Genomic DNA, 22,893 nt, shown 5'->3' with positions numbered 1-22,893 from the left:
AATTGGTGGAAATAATAAATTATAAAATTATTTTACCGGCATTTTTATCTAGTGTTGCTTGACCAATCCCTGAAACTTCTTTTAACTGCTCAACAGAAACAAAAGGTCCAAATTTTTCCCGATATTCGATAATTTTTTGGGCTTTATTTGCCCCAATTCCTGTCAATACTTTTGATAATTCTTCTGCTGTTGCAGTATTAATATTTACCTGAGCAATTTGCTTTTGTTCCTTTTTAACTGATGGGGATGTTATAGCTGTCGAATCAGCAAAACTCATGTTTGAAAAAATGGAGCTTGATAATAAAATAAGTAATAGTGAAAATATTTTCATTTAATTAACCTCTAAAAATAGTTACGCAAGTAAATTTGCGTAATAACTATCTCACTTAACCAAATAAAAAAATTTTATGAATTATAAAAACGAGAAAAGTCACCCAAGTGACTTTTCTTTTTTTCAATTATTGCTACTATTTTGAGAAACAAATCACAAATTAGAATCAGGCATAATTTCAATTTTTGCCTTAGAACGAATATCTTCAGTAAAATAATAATGGGTATTATTAACAAATAAAGGTAACAACTCAGAAGAAATATCTTCATATTCTTTTGGTGTATCAACTTTAGTTAACACAACAATAGTAGCACTTTTATCATCTAAAAACTCTGCACCATAAATGCGCTTTCCTGCTACAGGAGTGGACAAATTAAACACCATATTAACAACCTTCTGATCTAATTCTTTTGAGTCTCGAGTTAGATTATATTTTTTTGAAAACTGCACATTTTTAGCCTGTCCAGTTTCATTTAATTGAGTAAGTGCATTATCAATAGTTGATTTAAATTGGTTTTGCGCCATTTCATTAAAGATTCTTTTATGAACTTCATCTCTAACTTCATCAAATGGAGCTATACCTTCAGGGCGATAATCGATAGTTTGTACAACAAAATCATACTTTCCATAATTTCTATCAGCATAGATTAAATCAGAAATTTTATTTGTAGCTTTACCATCAACTATCATGTCTTCACCAAAAACTACATCTCTAACTTCAGGATGGTAAACAATTGAAAACTTATCATTGAAAGGCATCCAATCTGAAACCTTCACTTCAAGCCCAACTTTACTGGCAAGATCCTCAATAGTAACCGGAGAAGTACTCAGTGCAGTTCTAATTTTATTTTCTTCAGCTTCCAAAGCTTCTTTTATTTTTTTCTTAGAGAGTTTTGAATTAATCTCATATGCCGCAAATTCAAAATCCATAACTTTTTTAGGTTGAATATTATCCAATCTAACTATCGCATACCCACCATCAACAGTAATTGGTGATGAAAATTTACCAACTCGTTTCAAATTAGCATCCTTAAAAACCTGAGGTAAAGAATCATCATCAGCAAACCAACCCAATGAACCATTTCTTCCATATGGAGAAACATCATTATTCTGGCTAACAGTTTTAGCAATATCTTCAAAATCAGCTCCAGATGAAAGCTGTTTATAAATATTATTGGCTTTTTCCTTATCAGTGACAAAAATTACACTATAAGCTTTCTTGGCTGGATATGAATAATTTTTAATATTTTTATTATACTCATGTCTAAGCTCATCATCAGTAAGATCAAGTGTTTCTCTTATTATATCTTCAGAAGTAAAGATATATTTAACTTTTACTCGTTCATTTTTAAAAAAGTCTTTTAAATGTTCGTTATAATATTTTTGTTCATCTTCTATAGTTATACTTGCTTCATCAATATCGCTTACAGAAGTATTGACTGAAGTGGCATATATATTTCTTGTTTGTTTTTTTAGTGAAGATATTTCTGAATCAATAGGTAAAACAAAAGTGCTATTAATTAGCGCATCAACAACTTGTTGTTTCAATAATACTGCTTTTATAGCTTCTGCATAACTATCTTGAGTAAAGCCATTTTCAGTAAGAAGACTTAAATACTTTTGATCATCAAAAGTACCATTCTTGAAAAATTCTTTTTGTTTTATAATAAATTTTTTAATTTGTTCACTACTAATGGCTACACCAGTCTGCTGTGAAAATTTATACGCTAAATAACTATCTATTTGGTAAGATAATACGTTACGACGTAATTGCTTGATAAAAGAACTATCACCGCCTTCTTTACCTGTTACCATTCTAGCTTGAGCTTCAAATCCAGCTCGACTAATACCTTCACCATCAACTTTAGCAATATATCGTTGCTCATCACTTGCACTATTATTGCTATTACCAAAACCTAAAAATCCAACGCCAGTGAAAATAAAACATAAAATAATTATTGTAAAAATAATCTTAACAACAATACTATTTGCTGCTGTTCGGATCGCTTCCATCATTTCTTACGATTCTCCGTATACCCAATGTTTAATTTTGGAAGTATAGCATATTTAACCAAATTGGCTATTGTCAGAATATTAAGTCTAAAAAAAAGATCAACATTAAGTTGATCTTTTTTCCAATAAAAAAACAATTAATTTAGGTTTGCAGTGTTCCTAACGCTACTTTTTAATTTTTTAATAGACTTTTTAGCAGGTTGATTTAATTTTGTTTTTTTAGCCATAGGTTCAATACCAAATGGATTATTTTGTAAAGCAATGGTCAGCACTTCGTCAATCCATTTTACTGGATATACATCGATTTCAGACTTCACATTATCAGGGATGTCTTCTAAATCTTTAACATTATCCATTGGAATTAATACAGTTTTAATTCCGCCTCGATGTGCTGCTAATAATTTTTCTTTTAGTCCGCCAATAGGTAAAACTTCGCCACGTAATGTTATTTCACCGGTCATAGCGACATCTGAACGAACAGGATTACCCGTTAATGTTGATATCAATGAAGTACACATTGCAATACCTGCACTTGGGCCATCTTTAGGAGTTGCACCATCTGGTACATGCACATGAATATCACGTTTTTCGTAAAAATCACTATTAATACCCAATTTTTCTGCGCGAGATCGAACAACTGTCAATGCAGTTTGAATCGACTCTTGCATAACATCACCTAATGAACCTGTATAGGTTAGTTTCCCTTTTCCTAGTACACTTACAGATTCAATAGTAAGCAAATCTCCCCCCACTTCTGTCCACGCAAGACCGATTACCTGTCCGATACGGTTTTCGTTATCCGCTTTACCATAATCAAAACGTTGTATCCCCAGGAAATCTTTTAGGTTATCTTGTGTTACTGTTACTTTTTTCAATTTGCTATCTAATGCTAGATTTTTAACAACTTTACGACAAATTTTTGCAATTTCTCTTTCTAAACCTCGAACACCAGCTTCACGAGTATAATAGCGAATAATACCGATAATAGCTGAATCATCAATACTAATTTCCTTTAGTTTCAAACCATTATTTTCTATTTGCTTAGTAATCAAGTGTTGCTTAGCTATATTCAATTTTTCATCTTCTGTGTAACCAGAAAGACGAATAACTTCCATTCTATCTAACAGTGGTGCTGGAATATTCATAGAATTGGCCGTTGCAACAAACATAACATCTGATAAATCATAGTCAACTTCTAAATAATGATCACTAAAAGCATTGTTTTGTTCTGGATCAAGTACTTCTAATAATGCTGATGCGGGATCTCCACGCATATCAGATGACATCTTATCAATTTCATCTAATAGAAATAATGGATTTTTAACACCTACTTTTGCCATCCGCTGAATTAGTTTTCCTGGCATTGAACCAATGTAAGTACGCCTATGTCCACGAATTTCAGCCTCATCGCGTACACCACCTAAAGCCATTCGAGTATACTGACGTCCTGTTGCTTTAGCTATTGATTGACCTAATGAAGTTTTACCTACTCCAGGAGGCCCAACTAAACATAAAATAGGCCCTTTAACTTTGTTAACACGCCCTTGAACAGCTAAATACTCTAAAATTCTATCTTTTACACGGTCAAGTCCATAATGATCTTTATCTAAAACTTTTTGTGCACTCTCAATATCTTTTTTAACTTTACTATGCTTATACCAAGGAACCTGAATCATCCAATCGATATAACTTCGAACAACAGTAGCTTCAGCTGACATTGCTGGCATCATTTTTAGCTTATTTAGCTCAGCTAATGCTTTATCTGCAACATCTTTAGGCATTTTCGCTTTAATAATTTTTTCCTTTAACTCTTCATATTCATCGAGTTTATTATCTGTATCTCCTAACTCTTTATGAATAGCTTTAATTTGCTCATTAAGGTAATACTCTTTTTGAGCTTTTTCCATTTGCTGTTTAACTCTTTGTCTAATATTTTTTTCAACTTGTAATAAGTCAATTTCTGATTCCATCAGCGAAATAAGCAATTCAAAACGTTTTACAAGATTAGCTTCTACTAAAATTTCTTGTTTCTGTTCAACCCTTAAAAAGAGCGTAGCAGCAATAGAGTCTGCCAAACGGGAGGGTTCCTTTACTAAACGAATAGAATCAACAACCTCTTGAGTTACCTTTTTATTAAGTTTTGCATATTCATCAAAGTTAGATAAAGTTAAACGAATCATAGCCTCACTTATATCTTCAGCTTTTTTAACTTCGCTTAATGGTTTAACTTTTGCAATAAAAATTTCATTTTTCTCCTGCACAGAAACATCAATCATTTTTGCCCGTTGAACACCTTCAACAAGAACTTTTACTGTTCCGTCCGGCAATTGAAGTAACTGCAAAACATTTGCCACAGTTCCGACTTCATATAAATCATCTATATCAGGATCATCTAAAGAAGGATCTTTTTGAGTTAAAAGAAAAACTTGCTTATTCATATCCATTGCACTTTCTAGACAACTTATTGATTTACTTCGACCAACAAAGAGAGGAATTACCATATGTGGAAATATAATAACATCACGTAATGGTAAAATAGGCATAATCATGTGTTTAGTTCGTTTTATATTCATTTTATTTTCTCTAGTAGTACAACCCATTAAGTAAATATTGGGATCGTTTTTAGATATTCAATCCTATCTTCTTTGATTTAAATATACATTAATTTTGGAGCATCTTGACTGTATTAACAGGAACTTTATTTCAGTATTAATTTGAGGTCAAAGTTTTTGCCACCATATTTATGGTGGCAAGTTTATATTTCAAGCAGATAATTCAGAATTCTCACCAAACACTAATTTTGGTTCTTGAGAACGTTCGACTGTTTCTTTTTCAACAATAACTTTCTTAATAGATTTCATTGATGGCAAATCATACATTGTATCTAATAATAGATTTTCCACAATTGAACGTAATCCTCTAGCTCCTGTTTTACGTTGCATAGCTTTTATAGCAATAGCATCCAGTGCTTCTTTAGTAAATTCAAGTTCAACACCATCCAACTCAATCAGAGTTTGGAACTGTTTAGTTAAAGCATTTTTAGGTTGAGTTAGAATATTAATTAAAGCATTTTTATCAAGCTCAGATAATGTACCAATAACAGGTAATCTTCCAATAAACTCAGGAATTAATCCAAACTTAACTAAATCTTCAGCTTCAATTTGTGCTAATAATTCGGATTCAGACATTTTATTTTTAATACTTTTTACATCAGCACCAAAACCTATTCCAGTGTTAGTTGACACGCGATTTTCAATAACTTTATCTAGTCCACTAAATGCACCACCACAAATAAACAAAATTTTTGAAGTATCAACTTGTAAAAACTCTTGCTGAGGATGTTTCCGTCCCCCTTTCGGTGGAACCGAAGCAATAGTTCCTTCTACAATTTTCAATAAAGCCTGTTGAACTCCCTCGCCTGATACATCTCTAGTGATAGATGGATTATCAGATTTTCGTGAAATTTTATCAATTTCATCAACGTAAATAATACCCCGTTGTGCTTTTTCAACATCATAATCACAATTTTGTAATAGTTTTTGAATAATATTTTCTACATCTTCACCAACATAACCTGCCTCAGTTAATGTTGTTGCATCGGCCATTGCAAAAGGAACATCTAAAAAACGAGCTAAAGTTTCGGCTAATAACGTTTTACCACTACCTGTAGGACCTATAAGTAAAATATTACTTTTCCCTAATTCAACATCACCGTGACTTGCGTAATTGCGTAACCGTTTATAATGATTATAAACAGCAACAGATAAAACTTTTTTTGCACGATCTTGACCAATTACATATTCATCGAGATGTTCTCTAATTTCATGCGGTGTTGGTAATGGTTTATTGATAAACTCTTCATGAGAAAGAAAACTTTTCGTTTCTTCTTTTAAGATATCATTACACAATCCTATACACTCATTACAAATATAAATAGATGATGGCCCAGCAATAAGTTTACGAACTTCATGCTCACTTTTACCACAAAAAGTACAATAGAGTAATTTTTCTGAATTTTCTTTATTCACTTTTTTACCTACCTAATATTAAGATCTTTTGCTATATATGGCATCAACTAAACCATATTCAACAGCTTTATCCGCAGACATGAAATTATCACGATCTGTATCTTTTTCAATCACACTAATATCTTGACCTGTGTGTATTGCTAAAATATTATTTAATCGATGTTTTACCTGTAAAATTTCTTGTGCATGTATTTGAATATCAGACGCTTGTCCTTGAAAACCACCTAAAGGCTGATGAATCATTACTCGAGCATTAGGTAAACAATAACGTTTGCCTTTAGTTCCCGCTGTTAAAAGCAGTGATCCCATTGAACACGCTTGCCCTAAACAAATTGTACTAACATCTGGTTTTATAAATTGCATTGTGTCATAAATAGCCATACCTGCTGTCACAACACCGCCAGGTGAATTAATATATAAATAGATATCTTTATCAGGATTTTCAGCTTCTAGAAATAGCATTTGAGCAATAATAAGATTTGCCATATTATCTTCGACCTGCCCAGTCAAAAATATAACTCGTTCTTTTAATAATCGTGAGTAAATATCATAAGCTCGTTCACCGCGAGAGCTTTGCTCAACAACCATTGGAATAACACCCATACATGATTCTAAAGGCATTTTTATCTCCTAATTAAATAAAATAGCCCAAACAGACAATCCTTATTTGGGCTTTAAAGCAATTTTTTAAAATTAAATTAAATAGCAAATGAATTAGGCTATTTGCTGATTCATTAATTCAGAAAATGAATAATTCTTTTCTGTTACTTTTGCGCTAGCTAATAATAGATCAACAACTTGATCCTCTAGTGCTACAGATCGAATATTATCCATTGCTTTTTTATCTTTACGATAATATTCTAAAACTTCTTTCGGATCTTCATATGCAGTTGCAATTTCGTCAATTAATGCCTGAACACGAGATTCATCTGCAGTTAATTTATTACTTTCAATTATCTCACTAAACAGTAAACCGGTAGCAACTCGTTTTTTAGCCTCAGCTTCAAATAATTCTTTCGGTAACTCTATATTTTGTTTTACATTACCGCCAAAACGAGATACTGCTTGTTGGCGTAATACGTCAACTTCACGGTCAACTAATGCGCTAGGTATATCAATTTCATTATTTTTAACTAAACCATCAATAGCTTGTACTTTAATTTTATTACGGATTGTCGTATTTAGTTCTCTAGTCATATTCTTACGAACTTCTGCTCGTAGACTTTCAATACTACCATCAACAATACCAAAGCGTTTAATAACTTTTTCAGTAAGTTCTGGTAATTCAAGTTCTTCAACTTTTTTTAGTGTTGCCGCAAATATGGCTGGTTTACCTTTTAAATTTTCAGCATGATAGTCTTCAGGGAAAGTCACATTGATATCAAACTGATCACCTGTTTTATGACCGATAATGGCATCTTCAAATCCAGGAATCATTCGACCTTGTCCTAACACTAATGCAAAATCATCCGCCTTACCACCTTCGAATTCAACACCATCAACTTTACCTAAAAAATCTAACGTTACACGATTCTGCTCTTTCGCTACTTCATCAACTATTTTCCAAGTACCTTGTTGTTTACGTAAAGTCTCGATCATTGTTTCAACATCAGCATCTGCAACTTCTGCAACAGGTTTTTCAACTTCAATTTTATCTAAATTTTCAACTTTGATTTCTGGATAGACTTCAAATTCAACAGTGAAAGTATAATCTTCACCATTTTTATATTCTTTTGGAGTATAAGTTGGGACGCCTGCCGGATTTAATTTTTCTTGAATAATTGCTTCAACAAAATTTCGTTGCATTAAATCACTTAATGCATCTTGCAAAATAGAAGCTCCATAACGTTGCTCAACAATTTTTAAAGGAACTTTCCCTTTGCGAAAACCATCAATACGCACTTTTTTGGCTGTATTAATAAGTTCTTTATCAACCGCTTTTGTGATATCTTCTGCTTTAATTGTAATTGATAAACGTCGACCTAACCCTTGTGTTGTTTCTACCGAAACTTGCATCTTTATACCTCGAAATTATTGAATATCATCTGCCCATAATTATATAAAAACGATAACTGAGCTAGAAAATTAAAAAATAGGCATGCATTATACCGACCGCAATCGTCTACGTCGAGACATTTAATTGTTTCTTCTCAAGCGCTTTCAAACGCTTATTCATTTCATCAATATGTAAAACCAATGAAGCTGTTTTTCTCCATACCTTATTTTCTTGTAATGGAATACCTGATGAATAAACACCTGGTTGTGTAATTGGACGCATAACCATTCCCATACCGGTTACAGTAACTTTATCACATATCTCCATATGTCCATTAATAACACTAGCACCACCAATCAAACAATGACGACCAATAGTCAAACTCCCAGCCATAATAACACCACCAGCAACAGCTGTATGATCCCCAATAATATCGTTATGAGCAATCTGACATTGATTATCAATAATAACGCCATTTCCAATAATAGTATCATCAAGAGCACCGCGATCGATTGTTGTTGATGCACCAATTTCAACATTATCTCCAATAACAACACGACCTAACTGAGGAATTTTGACCCACTTACCTTTATCATTAGCATAACCGAACCCATCTGCCCCAATTACAGTTCCAGATTGGATTAAGCAATTTTCACCAATAATACAATTATGGTAAATAGAAACATTAGCCCATAATTTTGTACTAGCACCAATTTTTGTATTTTTACCAACAAAACAGCCAGCACCAATAATACAATTATCGCCTAATACTACACCACTTTCAATCACTGCATTAGCACCAATAGATACATTACAGCCTAACAGTACAGTAGAATCAATCACTGCTGATGTACTAATGCCTTTGGCCGGTTCTGGAGTAGTATCAAGAAGTTTGGCCAATTTTGCGTATGCAAGATATGGATCTTTTACAATAAGCGCCGCACCATGCCAATCTTTAAGAGTATCTTCTGTCATCACTACAGCAGAAGCTTTGCATTCTAATAAATGATTTTGTAATTTTTTATCAGACAAAAAAGTAATCTGTCCAGATACAGCATTTTTCATTGATGCTATACCGGTGATAGTTAAATCACCGTCACCATGTAATTTTGCATCAAGATGCTTAGCTAGTTGCTCTAAACGACAAGCCAACATTATTTTTTAACCTTTTCCAATACTTTATCTGAAATATCAACTGCATTCGAAGCAGATAATGTAGCTTCAGCCTTTAAAATAATGTCGTATTTTTCTGTTTCGACAATATCTTTAACCGCTTCTTGGATTTTAGTTAGTAATTTGCCTGCTTCTTCACCTTCACGTTTGCGATAGTCTGCAGAAAACGCTTTAGCTTTATTTTCAAAATCAGAAATCATTTTATTTAATTTAGATTTTTCAGAAGAAGACAATGTTAAACCATCCTTCTTTAAGCGTGCAGCAGCTTCACCCGCTTTCTTTTCTTCTTCTTGTAATGATTTAGCTCTTGCTTCAAATTCACTATCTAGAGCTTTACCAACTGTTTCACGTTGAGGCATACGCTGCAATACTGCCATAACATCAACCACTCCAATTTTAACTTCAGCATTTGCAAAACCAGCAACAAGTAATGTAATACTAACTGCAAGAATAGATATAATTTTTTTCACTTTAACCACCTATGTGTTTTTTTATTTATAACATGGAATTACCACGTTGAACCTATATTAAACTGGAACTGCTGAGATGAATCTCCATCATATTTCTTTAATGGATGAGCATATGAAAAGACCAAAGGACCTAATGGCGACATCCACTGAACAGCGAGACCAGCGGACATTCTAACATCCGATGGAGAGCTATAGTCAGGAATATCTCGTCCCTTTAAATTCCACTCAGTATCCCATACAGTACCAGCATCAAAAAATAAAGAAGTTCTTAGATTATCAGCATATTTTTCACCAGCAAAAGGAGTCGGAACAATCAACTCTGTACTAACAAAAGCTATAGCGTTACCACCTGTTGCATCTTTTGATCTCGTACATCCAGATGTATTATCCAAACTATCACAGGTACCATTTTTATTAAGATATACTGCTTTAGGACCAACAGTATTTGATTTAAAGCCCCGCAATACTGTAGCACCTCCAGCATAGAAATTTTCATAAAATGGTAACTCTTTACCACCTAAACCACCACCATAACCAAATCGTGCTCGACTTAAGAAAATCCAATTATGATCATCATCAATTGGGTAATAATAAGATGCATCTGAAACCAGTTTATAGAATCGATTATCAAATACAGGCGCAGTAATTTTACCACTCACCGTCATTTTTAGCCCGTTAGTTGGGAAAAATCCTCGATCTAGAGAATTATATGTCCAGTAAGCATTCAACAACAAATCATTTGTATCGTAAGTAAATGATTGCTTATCTTTCATATTTTTGCCCATGGAATCAAAATAACGCCACATACTATATTGAGCTTGCATATCAGATAAACTATGGTTAGCAAATTCTGAACCAAATCGAACAAAATTATTTTCACTAATAGGAAAACCTAAATTTGCTGATGCTCCCCATGTTTTACTTGAATATTCTGATTCGTCATCTTTATCGTCATTTTTATAGGTATTATAATAAACACTACCACCTAAGCTTACTCCATCAACGGTAAAATAAGGATCAACAATAGAAATGGATGCTGTTTTATCAGTATCAGTAGTGTTAACATCAAATGAAACACTATTACCAGTGCCTAACCAGTTGTCTTGAGAAATACCTGCATTAAAACTAACACCGCTATCAGAACCAACACCAACACCAAATTTAATACTACCGGTATTACGTTCAGCAACTTTATAAATAATATCAACTTGATCATCCACACCTGGAACCTGTTCTGTATTTACCTCAACAGTATCAAAAAAACCAAGTCGATTTAAACGTTGTTTACCTAGTTCTACTAATCCATTACTTAACCAAGCACCCTCCATTTGTCGAAGTTCACGACGAACTACGCTTTCACTTGTTACGGTATTACCTACTATTTTAATATTACGAACATAGAAACGTTGACCGACATCAACGAAAACGATCAATTTAACCGTATGCGCATCATCGTTCATTTCTGGTTGAATTGATACTCTAGGGTATGCATAGCCAAAATTAGCTAGCAAACGCTTAACGTTATCTTCAATTTCAGTAATTTTTTTACCATTATAAAGCTCGCCAATTGCTACTTTTTCGTTAGCAATCTTGGCAACCGAATCTTTATGATTTGCAAAATTACCCATAAATTCAAGTTCAGATAACTTATACTGTTCACCTTCATGGATATTAATTGTAACGTAAATACCTTTTTTATCTGGTGTCAAACTAACCTGTGTGGACTCTATATTAAAACGAGCATAACCTCGATTTAAGTAAAAACTCTGCAATTCATCTAAATCCGAAGCTAATTTTTGCTTTTGATATTTACGATCGCCAAGCATATTCCACCAAGGAACGTCATCACGTAAAGTAAAACGCGAAATAAGTTCTTCTGATGAAAAAGCTTTAGCTCCAACGATATTAATTTGATCAATTAACGCTGATTTTCCTTCCGCCACAACTAATTTTAAATCAACACGGTTACGCGATAGAGGAGTTACAACCGCTTTAATTTGAGCATTATATTTACCAACACTATAATAGAAATCTTCTAACCCCTTTTCTATACCTGAAAGCATGGTGCGATCTAATGCTTCACCTTCACGAATACCAGAACTATCTAGATTTTTCTTAAGCATGTCATCTTTAACTGACTTATTACCAGAAAAAGTGATGCTAGCAATAGTAGGACGTTCTTCAACATGAATAATTAACTGATCACCATCACGAGAAATGGTAATATTATCAAAGTTACCACTAGAATAAAGCGATTTGACAATACGACCTAAGTCAGATTCATTAACATAGTCACCGACCTGAACTGGCATCTCAAGCAATGCAGCTCCAACAGTTACACGTTGCAAACCTTCGAATTTAATATCTTTTACCACAAAATCATCAACACAAAATGCATTGGAACTATATAATGCTGTTGTAGTACTAAACAGCAAAGATGCTATAAGTAATTTATTTATTTTCATCGTAAATGTTTATAACCTCATTCCATCACAATCGTAAAATATCATTGAATAGTGCAATTCCCATTATTACTGCTAATAAAATAAAGCCAATAAGAAAAAAACGTTCTTGCGCTTTATTTGATAAAGCTTTTCCTCTTATCTTTTCAAAAAATAAAAAGATAAGATGCCCACCATCTAACATAGGTAATGGAACAAGATTGATAACCCCCAAACTTATACTAATAAAGGCTAGAAAATATAAGTAAGGAGTAAAACCATAACTTGCTGTTTGCCCTGCGCTTTTTGCTATTGTTATTGGTCCTGATAAATGTTTTAGACCAATAACACCTGTTACTAATTGGTAAAGCGAACGAATTGTTAACTTTGTAGTTAACAATGTCTGCGCAATACCTTTATTAAATCCATCTAAAAAACCATACTGAACAACCATTGCATCAGATGTAGGATATAAGCCTGCAACACCTTCCCCATTCTCTTGAATGGTTGGTACCAGTTTAAGATAAATATCTTTATCCCCTCGATTAACCTTTAAGTTAATAGCTTGAGCCTTTTTAATTGTATTGGAAAAGTCACTCCAATTTATATACGATTGGCCATTATAACTGATAATTTTATCGCCAATACATAAACCTGCTCGCTCAGCAGCTGAATCAGGAACAATTTTACTCACAATTGGATAAATTTCCAACTCTTTAGGTATAAAACCAAACGCCATAATAGCTGAGTCTTTTTCTATATCAAAATACCAATTGTTAATATCTACACTTTTTTTAACTTCTTTTTTTTGACTATTATCAGTACTATCAACATAAGATAAAGTTATATTTGATTTACCCATTGCTGCAATTAAGGCTAAATTGACATCATTCCATGTTTCAACTTTAACATTATCAATGCTCATCAGTTCAGATCCTAATGGAATTGCTACCGAGGCAGCTGGAGTGTTAGGTATTACATTTTTTATTTTAACTGGATAATTCACTACCCCTATCAAAAAAATAATCCAATAAATAATCAACGCCAATGCAAAATTAGCCAAGGGACCTGCAAAAATAATTGCAACACGCTGCCAAATCTTTTTTTTATCAAATGCAAATTTTTCGTTACTGCTTGATAAAGTTGTTACTCTTCCGTCAAGCATTTTAACATAACCGCCAAGTGGAATCATAGCAATTACCAATTCGGTTCCACTTGAAAATTTATGTGACCACAGTTTTTTACCAAAACCAATTGAAAAACATTCGACTTTAACCTTACATAAGCGAGCGATACAAAAATGTCCAAACTCATGAATAGTAACTAATATACTAATAGTAATAACAAATAATAAGAGTGACCACAGCAAAATCAATCACCTTTTATAGTAAACAAAAAGATAATGCAGTAAAAACAGGAACAGCAGCAGTTAAACTATCAATACGATCTAAAATCCCCCCATGCCCAGGAATTAAATGACCGCTATCTTTAATACCAGCTTCACGTTTAAACATGCTTTCAGTTAAGTCACCTAATACTGAAACTAAAATTGCTAACAATGAGCTAATAAAAAATACGCTAAACGCTATATCAAACACATTAAATAAATAAATAATTAGACTAATAATGATTGCCACACTAACACCACCAATGAGGCCCTCTATAGTCTTACCTGGTGATACTTTTGCAGCTAACTTTCTCTTACCAAATGTTCGGCCTACAAAATAAGCTCCAGTATCTGTTGCCCATACTAGCACAAAGACATAAAGCAACCAAATTGCACCGGTATAAGAATTAGAATTATAGTTAATGGATCGTAATTCAATCATACTAATAAAAAATGGTACTAGTGTAAAAAAAGCAAATAACAATTTTATAATAATTGAATTACACCAATATTTAGTTGTATCAGGATAAGTAAGCACCAAGCATAAGGCAATTAACCACCACATAATCGATAAAGATAAAATAATAGTAAATAATCTTATTTTTAATTCACAGGAATTGGGGATCAAATAAAGTATGCTTAACAAAATAACGATTAAAATAGCAAAAATGAACCTTAAATATTTGTTAGAAATATGAAGAAACTGAGCCCATTCCCACGCAGCTAGCCCACAAACCAAAATAATAGCTAAAGAAAACACTGACAACGGAACAAAAAAAAGAACCGCTATAACAAGCGGAATAAGTACAATTGCAGCAAGTATACGATGAATTAACATGATTGTTCCTTATTATGAATGCCTCCAAAACGCCGCTCTCTGGCATTGAATGCATTAATTGCTTCATCAAATAAATTCGGGTTAAAATCAGGCCATAAAGTATCAGTAAAGTAAAGCTCAGAATAAGCAATTTGCCATAGCAAAAAGTTACTGACTCTATATTCACCACCAGTACGAATAACTAAATCTACTTCGGGAAACTCCCCCATACACATGGTTGAAGCAAAACGATCTTCTGTCACTTGTTCTAAAGTTATTTCTCTATTTTTTATTTGCATAGCCATTTTTTTAACAGATTGTAAAATATCCCATCGACCACCATAGTTGGCAGCAATATTCAGCACTAGACCAGAATTATTTTTAGTTAAATTTTGTGCTTCAATAATCATATTTTGCAAATGTTCACTAAAACGACTGATATCACCAATAATATTTAAACGAACATTATTTTTATGTAAATTTTTGATTTCTCGATTTAATGCATAAATAAAAAGAGAAATCAGCGCTGAAACTTCATTAGGAGGACGCTTCCAGTTTTCACTACTAAACGCATATAGAGTAAGGACTTTTACTCTCAAACTTGCTGCATAAGCAACAATTTTTCGCACGGCTTTTAAACCAGCTCGATGTCCCATAGCACGTAATTGGTTACGTTGCTGTGCCCAGCGTCCATTTCCATCCATAATTATAGCCACATGACTTGGAATAGTTCTTTCTTGAGTCATGCAATATCTCGTATTGTATCAATCATTTTATTAATTTATAATTTTGACCAATTAACGTGTACCATAAACGACAATCGTTTTACCATGTGCAGAAATCAAATGCTGATCTTCAAGCATTTTTAAAATTCTGCCAACTGTTTCTCGTGAACAACCAACTATTTGTCCTATTTCTTGCCGTGTAATTTTAATTTGCATGCCATCAGGATGAGTCATTGCATCAGGTTGTTTTGCAAGATTTAAAAGTGTTTGAGCAATGCGCCCAGCTACATCTAAAAATGCTAAATTACTCACCTTTTCAGATGTTACTTGTAATCGACTTGCCATTTGGCTAGCAAGACGCATTAAAATATCAGGGTTGACTTGAATTAGTTGTTTAAACTTTTTGTATGAAATTTCAGCTACTTCACAACTTGTTTTTGCTTTAACCCAAGCACTTCGCTCGGTACCTTCTTCAAAAAGTCCTAATTCCCCCAAAAATTGATTTTGATTTAAATATGACAAAATCATTTCATTACCTTCGTCGTCTTTAATCAAAACTGCAACAGAACCTTTTAAAATATAATAGAGAGTTTCTGCTTTTTCGCCTTGATGTATAAGGGTACTTTTAGCGGGATATTTATGAATATGGCAATGAGATAAAAACCATTCTAACGTTGTATCCGATTGTTGTTTACCAATCATTACTCCTACCTCTCCATTTTATTTACAACGATGACACTATAACAAAGTTACACAATAAATCATATATTAACACACAATCATTTTAATCATCATTTAATTAGTTTAATATCAATTGTTTCATGTAATTGAGACCAAAATATAACCGCAGAGCCATTTACTAACTGAAGTTTAACATCATTAACTTTTTCTTGTAGTGATTTTTCTTGCAACCCGTAGTCAGTACCTTCACGCAATACGAAGTATTCTATAAGATTATTTAACGTTTCAGGTTCTAAATCTTGCCAAGCTATGTTCATTGTAAGTTATATTAATTTAACATTATTACTATTTTAATTTATTAATTTAATAATAAGAAGTATGAATTTAATTATTATTGTTTTACTAGCTGTTGTTATATTAGAACTAAAATAGAAGTGGTTTAATGGTTCATTTTAAATAACTATTATATATATTACAAAGCATACAGAATTAAATAAGTAACCTCTAAATAAATCTGATACTTAAATGATAAGTTTACATAAAAAAACCCCCATAAAGGGGGTTATAATATTATAAGTTAAATTACATTTTAACTTGAAGTTGGTAACCTTGAATACCTGCTTTATGAGTTGTAAAACTATACATACCATTATGTTTAGTTCTAGCAAGATTCTTAGAACCTAAGAAGATAGTATCATCTGTATTTCCATTACTTCGGTTTCCATCACTGTTAAGTGTACCAGTTTCAGCAGTTATGTTACCATTTTCAGCAATACCATTACCTACTACATGCCATTCAAAGCTAAATCCAGCGAGTTCATTTTCACCTGCATCTAGAACTTTGTCACTATTTGTGTCTTCCCATACTATAGCAGCATATCTTTCGCCATATTTAGGTACTAAAGTAGTACCCGACTTAGTATAGCTTTCATTATTTTGAATAACACCCGTATTATCAATTAAGAAAATACCTAACTGACTAGTTTGAGAGACAATCGGACCAGGGTTTGTACCATTACCAGTATTACCACCACCAGTATTACCACCACTAGAGTTACCACCACCACCAGGACCACCACTGTTTCCTGGGTTACTACCATTACCACCAACACCAGGGGTACCACCACCAAAGATATCACCAATTGCTACCCAATCACCTTCTGAAGGCGCACCGAATTCAGTTCTTGGTTGAATGACGAAACCAATTTTAGACTTACCAATGAAATCACTAGTTAATTCGAATTCAATTGTACCTAACTCTGTATCTGCAGTATCATAACTTGCTGTTGCTTGAACTGTAACTGGAGACCAAGTGGAGCCCGATGATGCTTTTGTAAAAACTTTAAATGAATCTTTTACCTTAGCAGCAGCAGCGTTATCACTATCACCATCGGCATCAGTCAATCTATATGTAACACGAACTTTATCACCTACATAAATCGAATCACCAGCAGTATATGGAGTGCCGTTAGCATGGAATATATCAACAGTCACGGTGTTAGCGATAGGGTTAGCGCCACGGCTATTTAAAACAGGTTTAGTACCTTCGATGGTATTAACAGTTTGCACCGGTGCTACTGCAAACGCACTACTTGCGGCGTAGCCAGCTAAAAAAAGCCCTAGTGCAACTTTTTTAATTGTAAGATTTTTCATTTTTAACTTCCTATTTTTCTATAAATTAATACTTTGTATTTATACTAATCCCCCTTTAGAGGGAGGGGAACCCTTTTGATTACCGACACCAGTCGGTAATTAAAACCTTTATTTACTACTTTATTATAAAACTGTTACTTGCAATTTAAATCCTTGGTCTCCAGCACATGCAAGAGGACTAGAACTCACTGTTCTTAAATCTAGATTATTTGGCGCGCCAGCAATAGCAGGAATACTAGTACCTGATGTGGCATAACTAGTGTTTCTACCCTGTATTGTATAATGAGCATCGTTCCCCATTGCTACGTTAAACCACGGCCCATTAGGATTACTAGTTGCATTTGGTAATGTTGTTGCTACACCTGGGCAAGCATTTGAATTTGAATCAACTAATGACCAAATAACGAAAGGAGAAGCCATTAGAGTACCATCTGCTGCAAATGCTTTGACACTATAGTCTTCGCCAACTAGATATTGATTTGGACCTGATGGTGAAAATACAAGTGGAGCTCCACCATTTGACTCAGAAACTAACACATTTCTGCTCCAAATTTGAATTACGCCAGGAAGACCACCAGTGAAATTGACAGTTGCATGATTAAATGATTTACCCAAACCATACTCTTCTAGTGAAATTGAGAAATCAACCGCTCCAGAAATATTCGAAGCAACATCTAACGCATAACTATCACCAACCATTTGTAAACCTGCTGCAGTTGAAGCACGAGATGATACATTTTGATCTTTTGCTATTTTTTCAAATGATTTTACAATAACACAAGGAACTTGACCTGGACATTGATTAACATTACCTGAAGTACCGTCAATTAAAGCAATTTGTCTACCATTGCTAGTTGCTGTCCATAGTTTCGAAAATTCGCTAAATGTTACAGGAATACTATTTGTTACATTTTCATCACTAAACCCATCGACATCTTGAAACGTATTGATTGCGCCATTATATACTCTAGGTTTAACAAGAGTAGCCAACACAGTTAAACTACTTAAACCATCTGCCATTTGAGAGGTCATTACTGTTTTATTCCCTGAAGTATCAACAGCCCATACCCCAACTTTACGCATCACTGGATCTGGCAATACCTCAAAACTCACTGTATTAGATGTTGCAGATTTACCGCGACTATCTGAGACGGATAAAGACAAAGAATATTTTCCATTTGTACTAACAGGTAATCGCTGACCATCTGCACTAACATAACTAGGAGCAACAATTTTCCAGTTATTTGTATCAATTGGAGGATTAAGCCATGAAGAAGATGTACATGCTCCTGTCGTCATACATAAAAAACCACCACCTGCATCAATATCTAGCATGTTACCTGCCCATACTAAATTTGTTAATTTTTTAGCATTATGAACGCTAACATTCAATGCATAGGTTTGCCCTTCAATTAGCTGAGTTTGATCAAGCCCCAAATCGACAGACATTTTCTTTTCTTTATATTCAAGAACAATATAATTATTACGATCGACTAAATCATAACGGCTACCCTTCAAAGAACGAGCTGATTGAACCATATCTGGATCCAATTGGTCTTTTAGTGGGGTACCAATACGATAGTTCATGGTCAATTCAGCTTTAGTAGCTTTCTTGTTATCTTGACCTCGTTTATGATCAGCTTTAATTGTGAAAAGAGGAACTGGAGTATAATCAAGACCTACTGTAACAGCTCTTGGATCTTTTTGTAGATTATCTTTACCAAACAGGGCAACTTTATCACCATAGTATTGTTCATACATAAGTGAACCACCTAAATGTGGATATTGTGGTAAATAGCCTTGGAATCTAATGTCAAAACCTCTTGCAGCTCGTTCTAAATAATCATCAAAGTCTTTAGAATCTTTCCAATCAGATAAAGGATGATAATAGTTAGCTGTAAACTTAGCATAATCAGTCCACGCTTCAGCACCAACACCTAAACGATTGTGTGAACGTTGAAAGTCATGATCAAGAAACACGTTATAACCAAGTAACCATTTTTTATCAGCTACATCCCAACGTTGACCAACACCTAGGTTACCAATTCGACGATTATGTTCATATTCTTGAAATGATACTTGGCTAAATATTAATGTATCTTCAGTGTCATACCATGGGCTAAACAACTTCAGATTGACATTATTAAATTCCCCTTTATCACTCAAATCAAATTGTAATTGAGCGGTACCAAACCGGCCTAAAAAATCCTGTACGGCACTACGAGCTGGATCAACCACTTGGTTTTTAACATTGTTACGTACATAATTTTCGGCATAATCTTTACCTTTGTTTTTCAAATGCCCAGATATACCACCATTATCTGACGAAGTTAGTTGTTTCCAATCTTGGCTAGCTAAAGTTTGTAATGTTGAGGCAACTTGTGTTGAAAATGCATCTTTATCTTTTTTTACATCATAGTTATCATCTGAACCTAAATGTGGAAGGTTAGCATGCTTATCTTTTTTATTATCTTTTGATGTAATTGCTGGTAACAATGGAGAGTTTTCAGGCAAGACGATATTTTCACCGACGTCAACAACATCCTTTTTATCAAAACGCCCCGCATTCATTGCGCGTAATTCTGAAACAGAAATACCACTTAAAAGAGCTATTTGATAAAGGCTACGCTGTTGATTGTTAATCAGCTCGCGAGCTTTTGTTCCATCCTTTAACTTAATTATTTTATTGCTATCTACAGAATCTTGAGATAACTTAGAATCAGTAGCAAAAGCCGGTTGCCAGCTTAATGTAGCAATGACAAATGCTGAAACAATTGTCAAATTAAGTTTTCTTCTCATCTTAATATTCCTTATTTTTCTATGCATAACGTAAAACCTATAACAAAGTCAACTTACCTTATAAAACAATAGCATGACATTTATTTACTCTTATTTACAAATTTTACGTTTCTTTACAAAAAGATTTAACTTTTACAGTTTATTACAAAAAAGTCATTTATCCAAATAATTTATGTTTTTTTTTTAATTTTTTTTGATTTATTTTGTAAATTCTATTTTATAATTATAATATACAAATAGTTAACCACCAAGGAAAATGCCATTATTTTTAATACTTTAAATAAAAATAATAGACAAAAATTATAAAATTGTAATTTTATATCCTTCTATAATATTTTTATTTTCTACAATTATTATTTATTGACCTTCATTATAAATTTCTAGGTTTTCTGACTCTTTCGACATCAAAATTTTTTTACTTTCACCTCTTTTTTGTTCTAGCAATGATAAATAATTATCATCAATTCCTCCAGTAACGTATATTCCATCAAAAACAGAACACTCTAAATGGCGAATATTCGGATTTTGTTCTGTGATTGAATTAATTAAATCAGATAAATCTTGAAAAATAAGTTTATCTGCCCCAATAGCTTCAGAAATTTCATCAACTGTTCGGTTATAAGCAATCAGTTCATTAGCAACAGGCATATCAATGCCATAAACGTTTGGATGTCTAATTTCTGGTGCCGCAGACGCTAAATAAACTTTTTTTGCACCAACTGAACGCACCATTTCAACAATTTCTTTTGAAGTTGTACCTCTGACAATGGAATCATCAACTAAAAGTACATTTTTACCTTCAAATTCAATGCGATTAGCATTGAGCTTTCTTCTTACAGATAACCTACGAGCACTTTGCCCTGGCATAATAAATGTACGACCAACATAGCGATTTTTAACAAACCCTTGTCGATAAGGCTTATTTAAAATACGTGCAATTTCAAGAGCAGCATCACAAGAGGTCTCAGGAATAGGAATGACTACATCAATATCAATATCCTTCCACTCTCTAGCTATTTTTTCTCCCAGCTTTTTTCCCATTTCAATACGTGATTGATAAACAGATACCCCATTAATTAACGAATCCGGTCTTGCAAAATAAACATATTCAAAAATACATGGATAATATTGCGGATTATCAGAACATTGCTTAGAATATAACTGTCCATCTTGAGAAATATAGATAGCTTCTCCTGGCTCGACATCACGCATAAATTCAAAATCAAGTATATCTAGAGCAACGCTTTCGGATGCAACCATATATTCAATTTTTTTATTTTCAAGGACTCGTTTACCAATTACTAAAGGGCGGATTCCATAAGGATCACGAAAGGCAACAAGACCATGACCAATAATCATTGCTACGCAAGCATATGCGCCTTTAATAATACTGTGAACATTATGTATTGCGTTAAAGATATTATCGGCAGTCAATGGAAAAGTAGGAAACTTATCTAATTCATTGGCAAAAATATTGAGTAAAACTTCAGAATCGGAATTTGTATTAACATGACGTTTTGCGAGTTCAAATACTTTATTTCTAAGCTCATCGGTATTGGTTAAATTTCCATTATGAGCAAGCGCAATACCATAAGGTGAATTGACATAAAAAGGTTGCGCCTCGGACGGACTTGAACTACCTGCAGTAGGATAACGAACATGCCCTATTCCCAAATTACCTTGCAATCGCTGCATATGATGCTCTTGAAACACATCTTTAACTAAACCATTCGCTTTACGCAAACGAAAGCGATTTTGATTATCAATGGTCACAATACCAGCTGCATCTTGACCTCGATGTTGCAAAACAGTCAATGCATCATAAATAGATTGATTAACAGTACTACACCCTACAATACCAACAACACCGCACATACTATGATTACCTCAAATTTATTGCACTAAAAACGAAGAAGACTGTTGTATAAAATCAAAAAACCAACGAATAATAAAATGAAAATGTGGAATTAATTGTGATTGAGCCCAATACGAAGATTGAGATAACGAAGTAAAGGTATCAACCAAAAAGAGAACTGCCGCAACAACCAAAATACCCCGTAATACGCCAAAACAAATACCTAATACACGATCAGTGCCAGATAATCCTGTTTTTTGGACTAATTGACCAATAAGATAAGATACAATTGAGCAAACCAATAGCGTAGCAATAAATAAGATAACAATGGCTGTTGCAATGCGTATAACATCACTATCAAAATAAGTTAAATAATCGGTAATATAGATATAAAATCGGCTAGAAACAAAGAAAGCTAAAACCCAGCTAATAAGAGATAAAGCTTCTCGAACAAACCCCCGCACAATGCTAATTAATGCAGAAAAGGTAATTACACCAATAATCGAAAAATCAACCCAGTTCAT

18 protein-coding genes are annotated in these 22,893 nt (G+C 33.4%); all 18 read right to left on the bottom strand.

Translation table 11 applies throughout. The features are described from left to right. Nucleotides 1–19 precede the first annotated feature (19 nt). Complete coding sequence (locus tag GQ596_RS04810) at nt 20–331, bottom strand: helix-hairpin-helix domain-containing protein (protein WP_160400550.1); 312 nt, start codon at nt 329–331, stop codon at nt 20–22. A gap of 153 nt (nt 332–484) precedes the next feature. Beyond that, nucleotides 485–2,347 carry a SurA N-terminal domain-containing protein gene (locus GQ596_RS04805; protein ID WP_160400549.1) on the bottom strand — a complete coding sequence of 621 codons (1,863 nt, stop codon included), beginning with the start codon at nt 2,345–2,347 and terminating at the stop codon, nt 485–487. 134 nt (nt 2,348–2,481) lie between these two features. Beyond that, complete coding sequence (gene lon, locus GQ596_RS04800) at nt 2,482–4,917, bottom strand: endopeptidase La (RefSeq protein ID WP_160400548.1); 2,436 nt, start codon at nt 4,915–4,917, stop codon at nt 2,482–2,484. A gap of 189 nt (nt 4,918–5,106) precedes the next feature. Beyond that, nucleotides 5,107–6,372, bottom strand: a complete 1,266-nt coding sequence (clpX, locus tag GQ596_RS04795) for an ATP-dependent protease ATP-binding subunit ClpX (RefSeq protein WP_160400547.1) — start codon at nt 6,370–6,372, stop codon at nt 5,107–5,109. 18 nt (nt 6,373–6,390) lie between these two features. Beyond that, on the bottom strand, nt 6,391–6,993 hold the full coding sequence (clpP, locus tag GQ596_RS04790; RefSeq protein ID WP_160400546.1) for an ATP-dependent Clp endopeptidase proteolytic subunit ClpP: 603 nt from the start codon (nt 6,991–6,993) through the stop codon (nt 6,391–6,393). Between the two features lie 93 nt (nt 6,994–7,086). Next, a complete protein-coding gene (tig, locus tag GQ596_RS04785) occupies nt 7,087–8,388 on the bottom strand; it encodes a trigger factor (protein WP_160400545.1) in 1,302 nt (433 codons plus the stop codon). Nucleotides 8,389–8,494: 106 nt separating this feature from the next. Next, a complete protein-coding gene (lpxD, locus tag GQ596_RS04780; protein WP_160400544.1) occupies nt 8,495–9,523 on the bottom strand; it encodes a UDP-3-O-(3-hydroxymyristoyl)glucosamine N-acyltransferase in 1,029 nt (342 codons plus the stop codon). Continuing rightward, entirely contained in the window at nt 9,523–10,011 is a 489-nt protein-coding gene (locus GQ596_RS04775) for an OmpH family outer membrane protein (RefSeq protein ID WP_160400543.1), read from the bottom strand. The genes lpxD and GQ596_RS04775 overlap by 1 nt, the downstream gene beginning before the upstream one ends. Before the next feature lie 38 nt (nt 10,012–10,049). Continuing rightward, nucleotides 10,050–12,476 carry an outer membrane protein assembly factor BamA gene (gene bamA, locus GQ596_RS04770; protein WP_160400542.1) on the bottom strand — a complete coding sequence of 809 codons (2,427 nt, stop codon included), beginning with the start codon at nt 12,474–12,476 and terminating at the stop codon, nt 10,050–10,052. 25 nt (nt 12,477–12,501) lie between these two features. After that, nucleotides 12,502–13,821 carry an RIP metalloprotease RseP gene (rseP, locus tag GQ596_RS04765; protein WP_160400541.1) on the bottom strand — a complete coding sequence of 440 codons (1,320 nt, stop codon included), beginning with the start codon at nt 13,819–13,821 and terminating at the stop codon, nt 12,502–12,504. A 13-nt stretch (nt 13,822–13,834) separates the two neighbouring features. After that, nucleotides 13,835–14,677, bottom strand: coding sequence for a phosphatidate cytidylyltransferase (locus GQ596_RS04760; protein ID WP_160400540.1), 843 nt, complete (start codon nt 14,675–14,677; stop codon nt 13,835–13,837). Beyond that, entirely contained in the window at nt 14,671–15,402 is a 732-nt protein-coding gene (locus tag GQ596_RS04755) for an isoprenyl transferase (protein WP_160400539.1), read from the bottom strand. The genes GQ596_RS04760 and GQ596_RS04755 overlap by 7 nt, the downstream gene beginning before the upstream one ends. 51 nt (nt 15,403–15,453) lie before the next feature. Beyond that, nucleotides 15,454–16,083 (bottom strand): cAMP-activated global transcriptional regulator CRP, encoded by a 630-nt coding sequence (crp, locus tag GQ596_RS04750; protein ID WP_160400538.1) that lies wholly within the window; start codon nt 16,081–16,083, stop codon nt 15,454–15,456. A gap of 89 nt (nt 16,084–16,172) precedes the next feature. Further along, nucleotides 16,173–16,379, bottom strand: a complete 207-nt coding sequence (locus GQ596_RS04745; RefSeq protein WP_160400537.1) for a YheU family protein — start codon at nt 16,377–16,379, stop codon at nt 16,173–16,175. A gap of 265 nt (nt 16,380–16,644) precedes the next feature. Continuing rightward, on the bottom strand, nt 16,645–17,715 hold the full coding sequence (locus GQ596_RS04740; protein ID WP_160400536.1) for a hypothetical protein: 1,071 nt from the start codon (nt 17,713–17,715) through the stop codon (nt 16,645–16,647). A gap of 123 nt (nt 17,716–17,838) precedes the next feature. After that, nucleotides 17,839–20,514, bottom strand: a complete 2,676-nt coding sequence (locus tag GQ596_RS04735; RefSeq protein ID WP_160400535.1) for an inverse autotransporter beta domain-containing protein — start codon at nt 20,512–20,514, stop codon at nt 17,839–17,841. A gap of 357 nt (nt 20,515–20,871) precedes the next feature. Beyond that, nucleotides 20,872–22,389 (bottom strand): amidophosphoribosyltransferase, encoded by a 1,518-nt coding sequence (gene purF, locus GQ596_RS04730; protein WP_160400534.1) that lies wholly within the window; start codon nt 22,387–22,389, stop codon nt 20,872–20,874. An 18-nt stretch (nt 22,390–22,407) separates the two neighbouring features. Then, nucleotides 22,408–22,893, bottom strand: a complete 486-nt coding sequence (locus GQ596_RS04725; protein WP_160400633.1) for a CvpA family protein — start codon at nt 22,891–22,893, stop codon at nt 22,408–22,410.

The organism is Gilliamella sp. Pra-s60 (assembly GCF_009795755.1).
GTDB lineage: Bacteria > Pseudomonadota > Gammaproteobacteria > Enterobacterales > Orbaceae > Gilliamella.
This window is presented reverse-complemented; position numbering and strand designations above follow the sequence as displayed.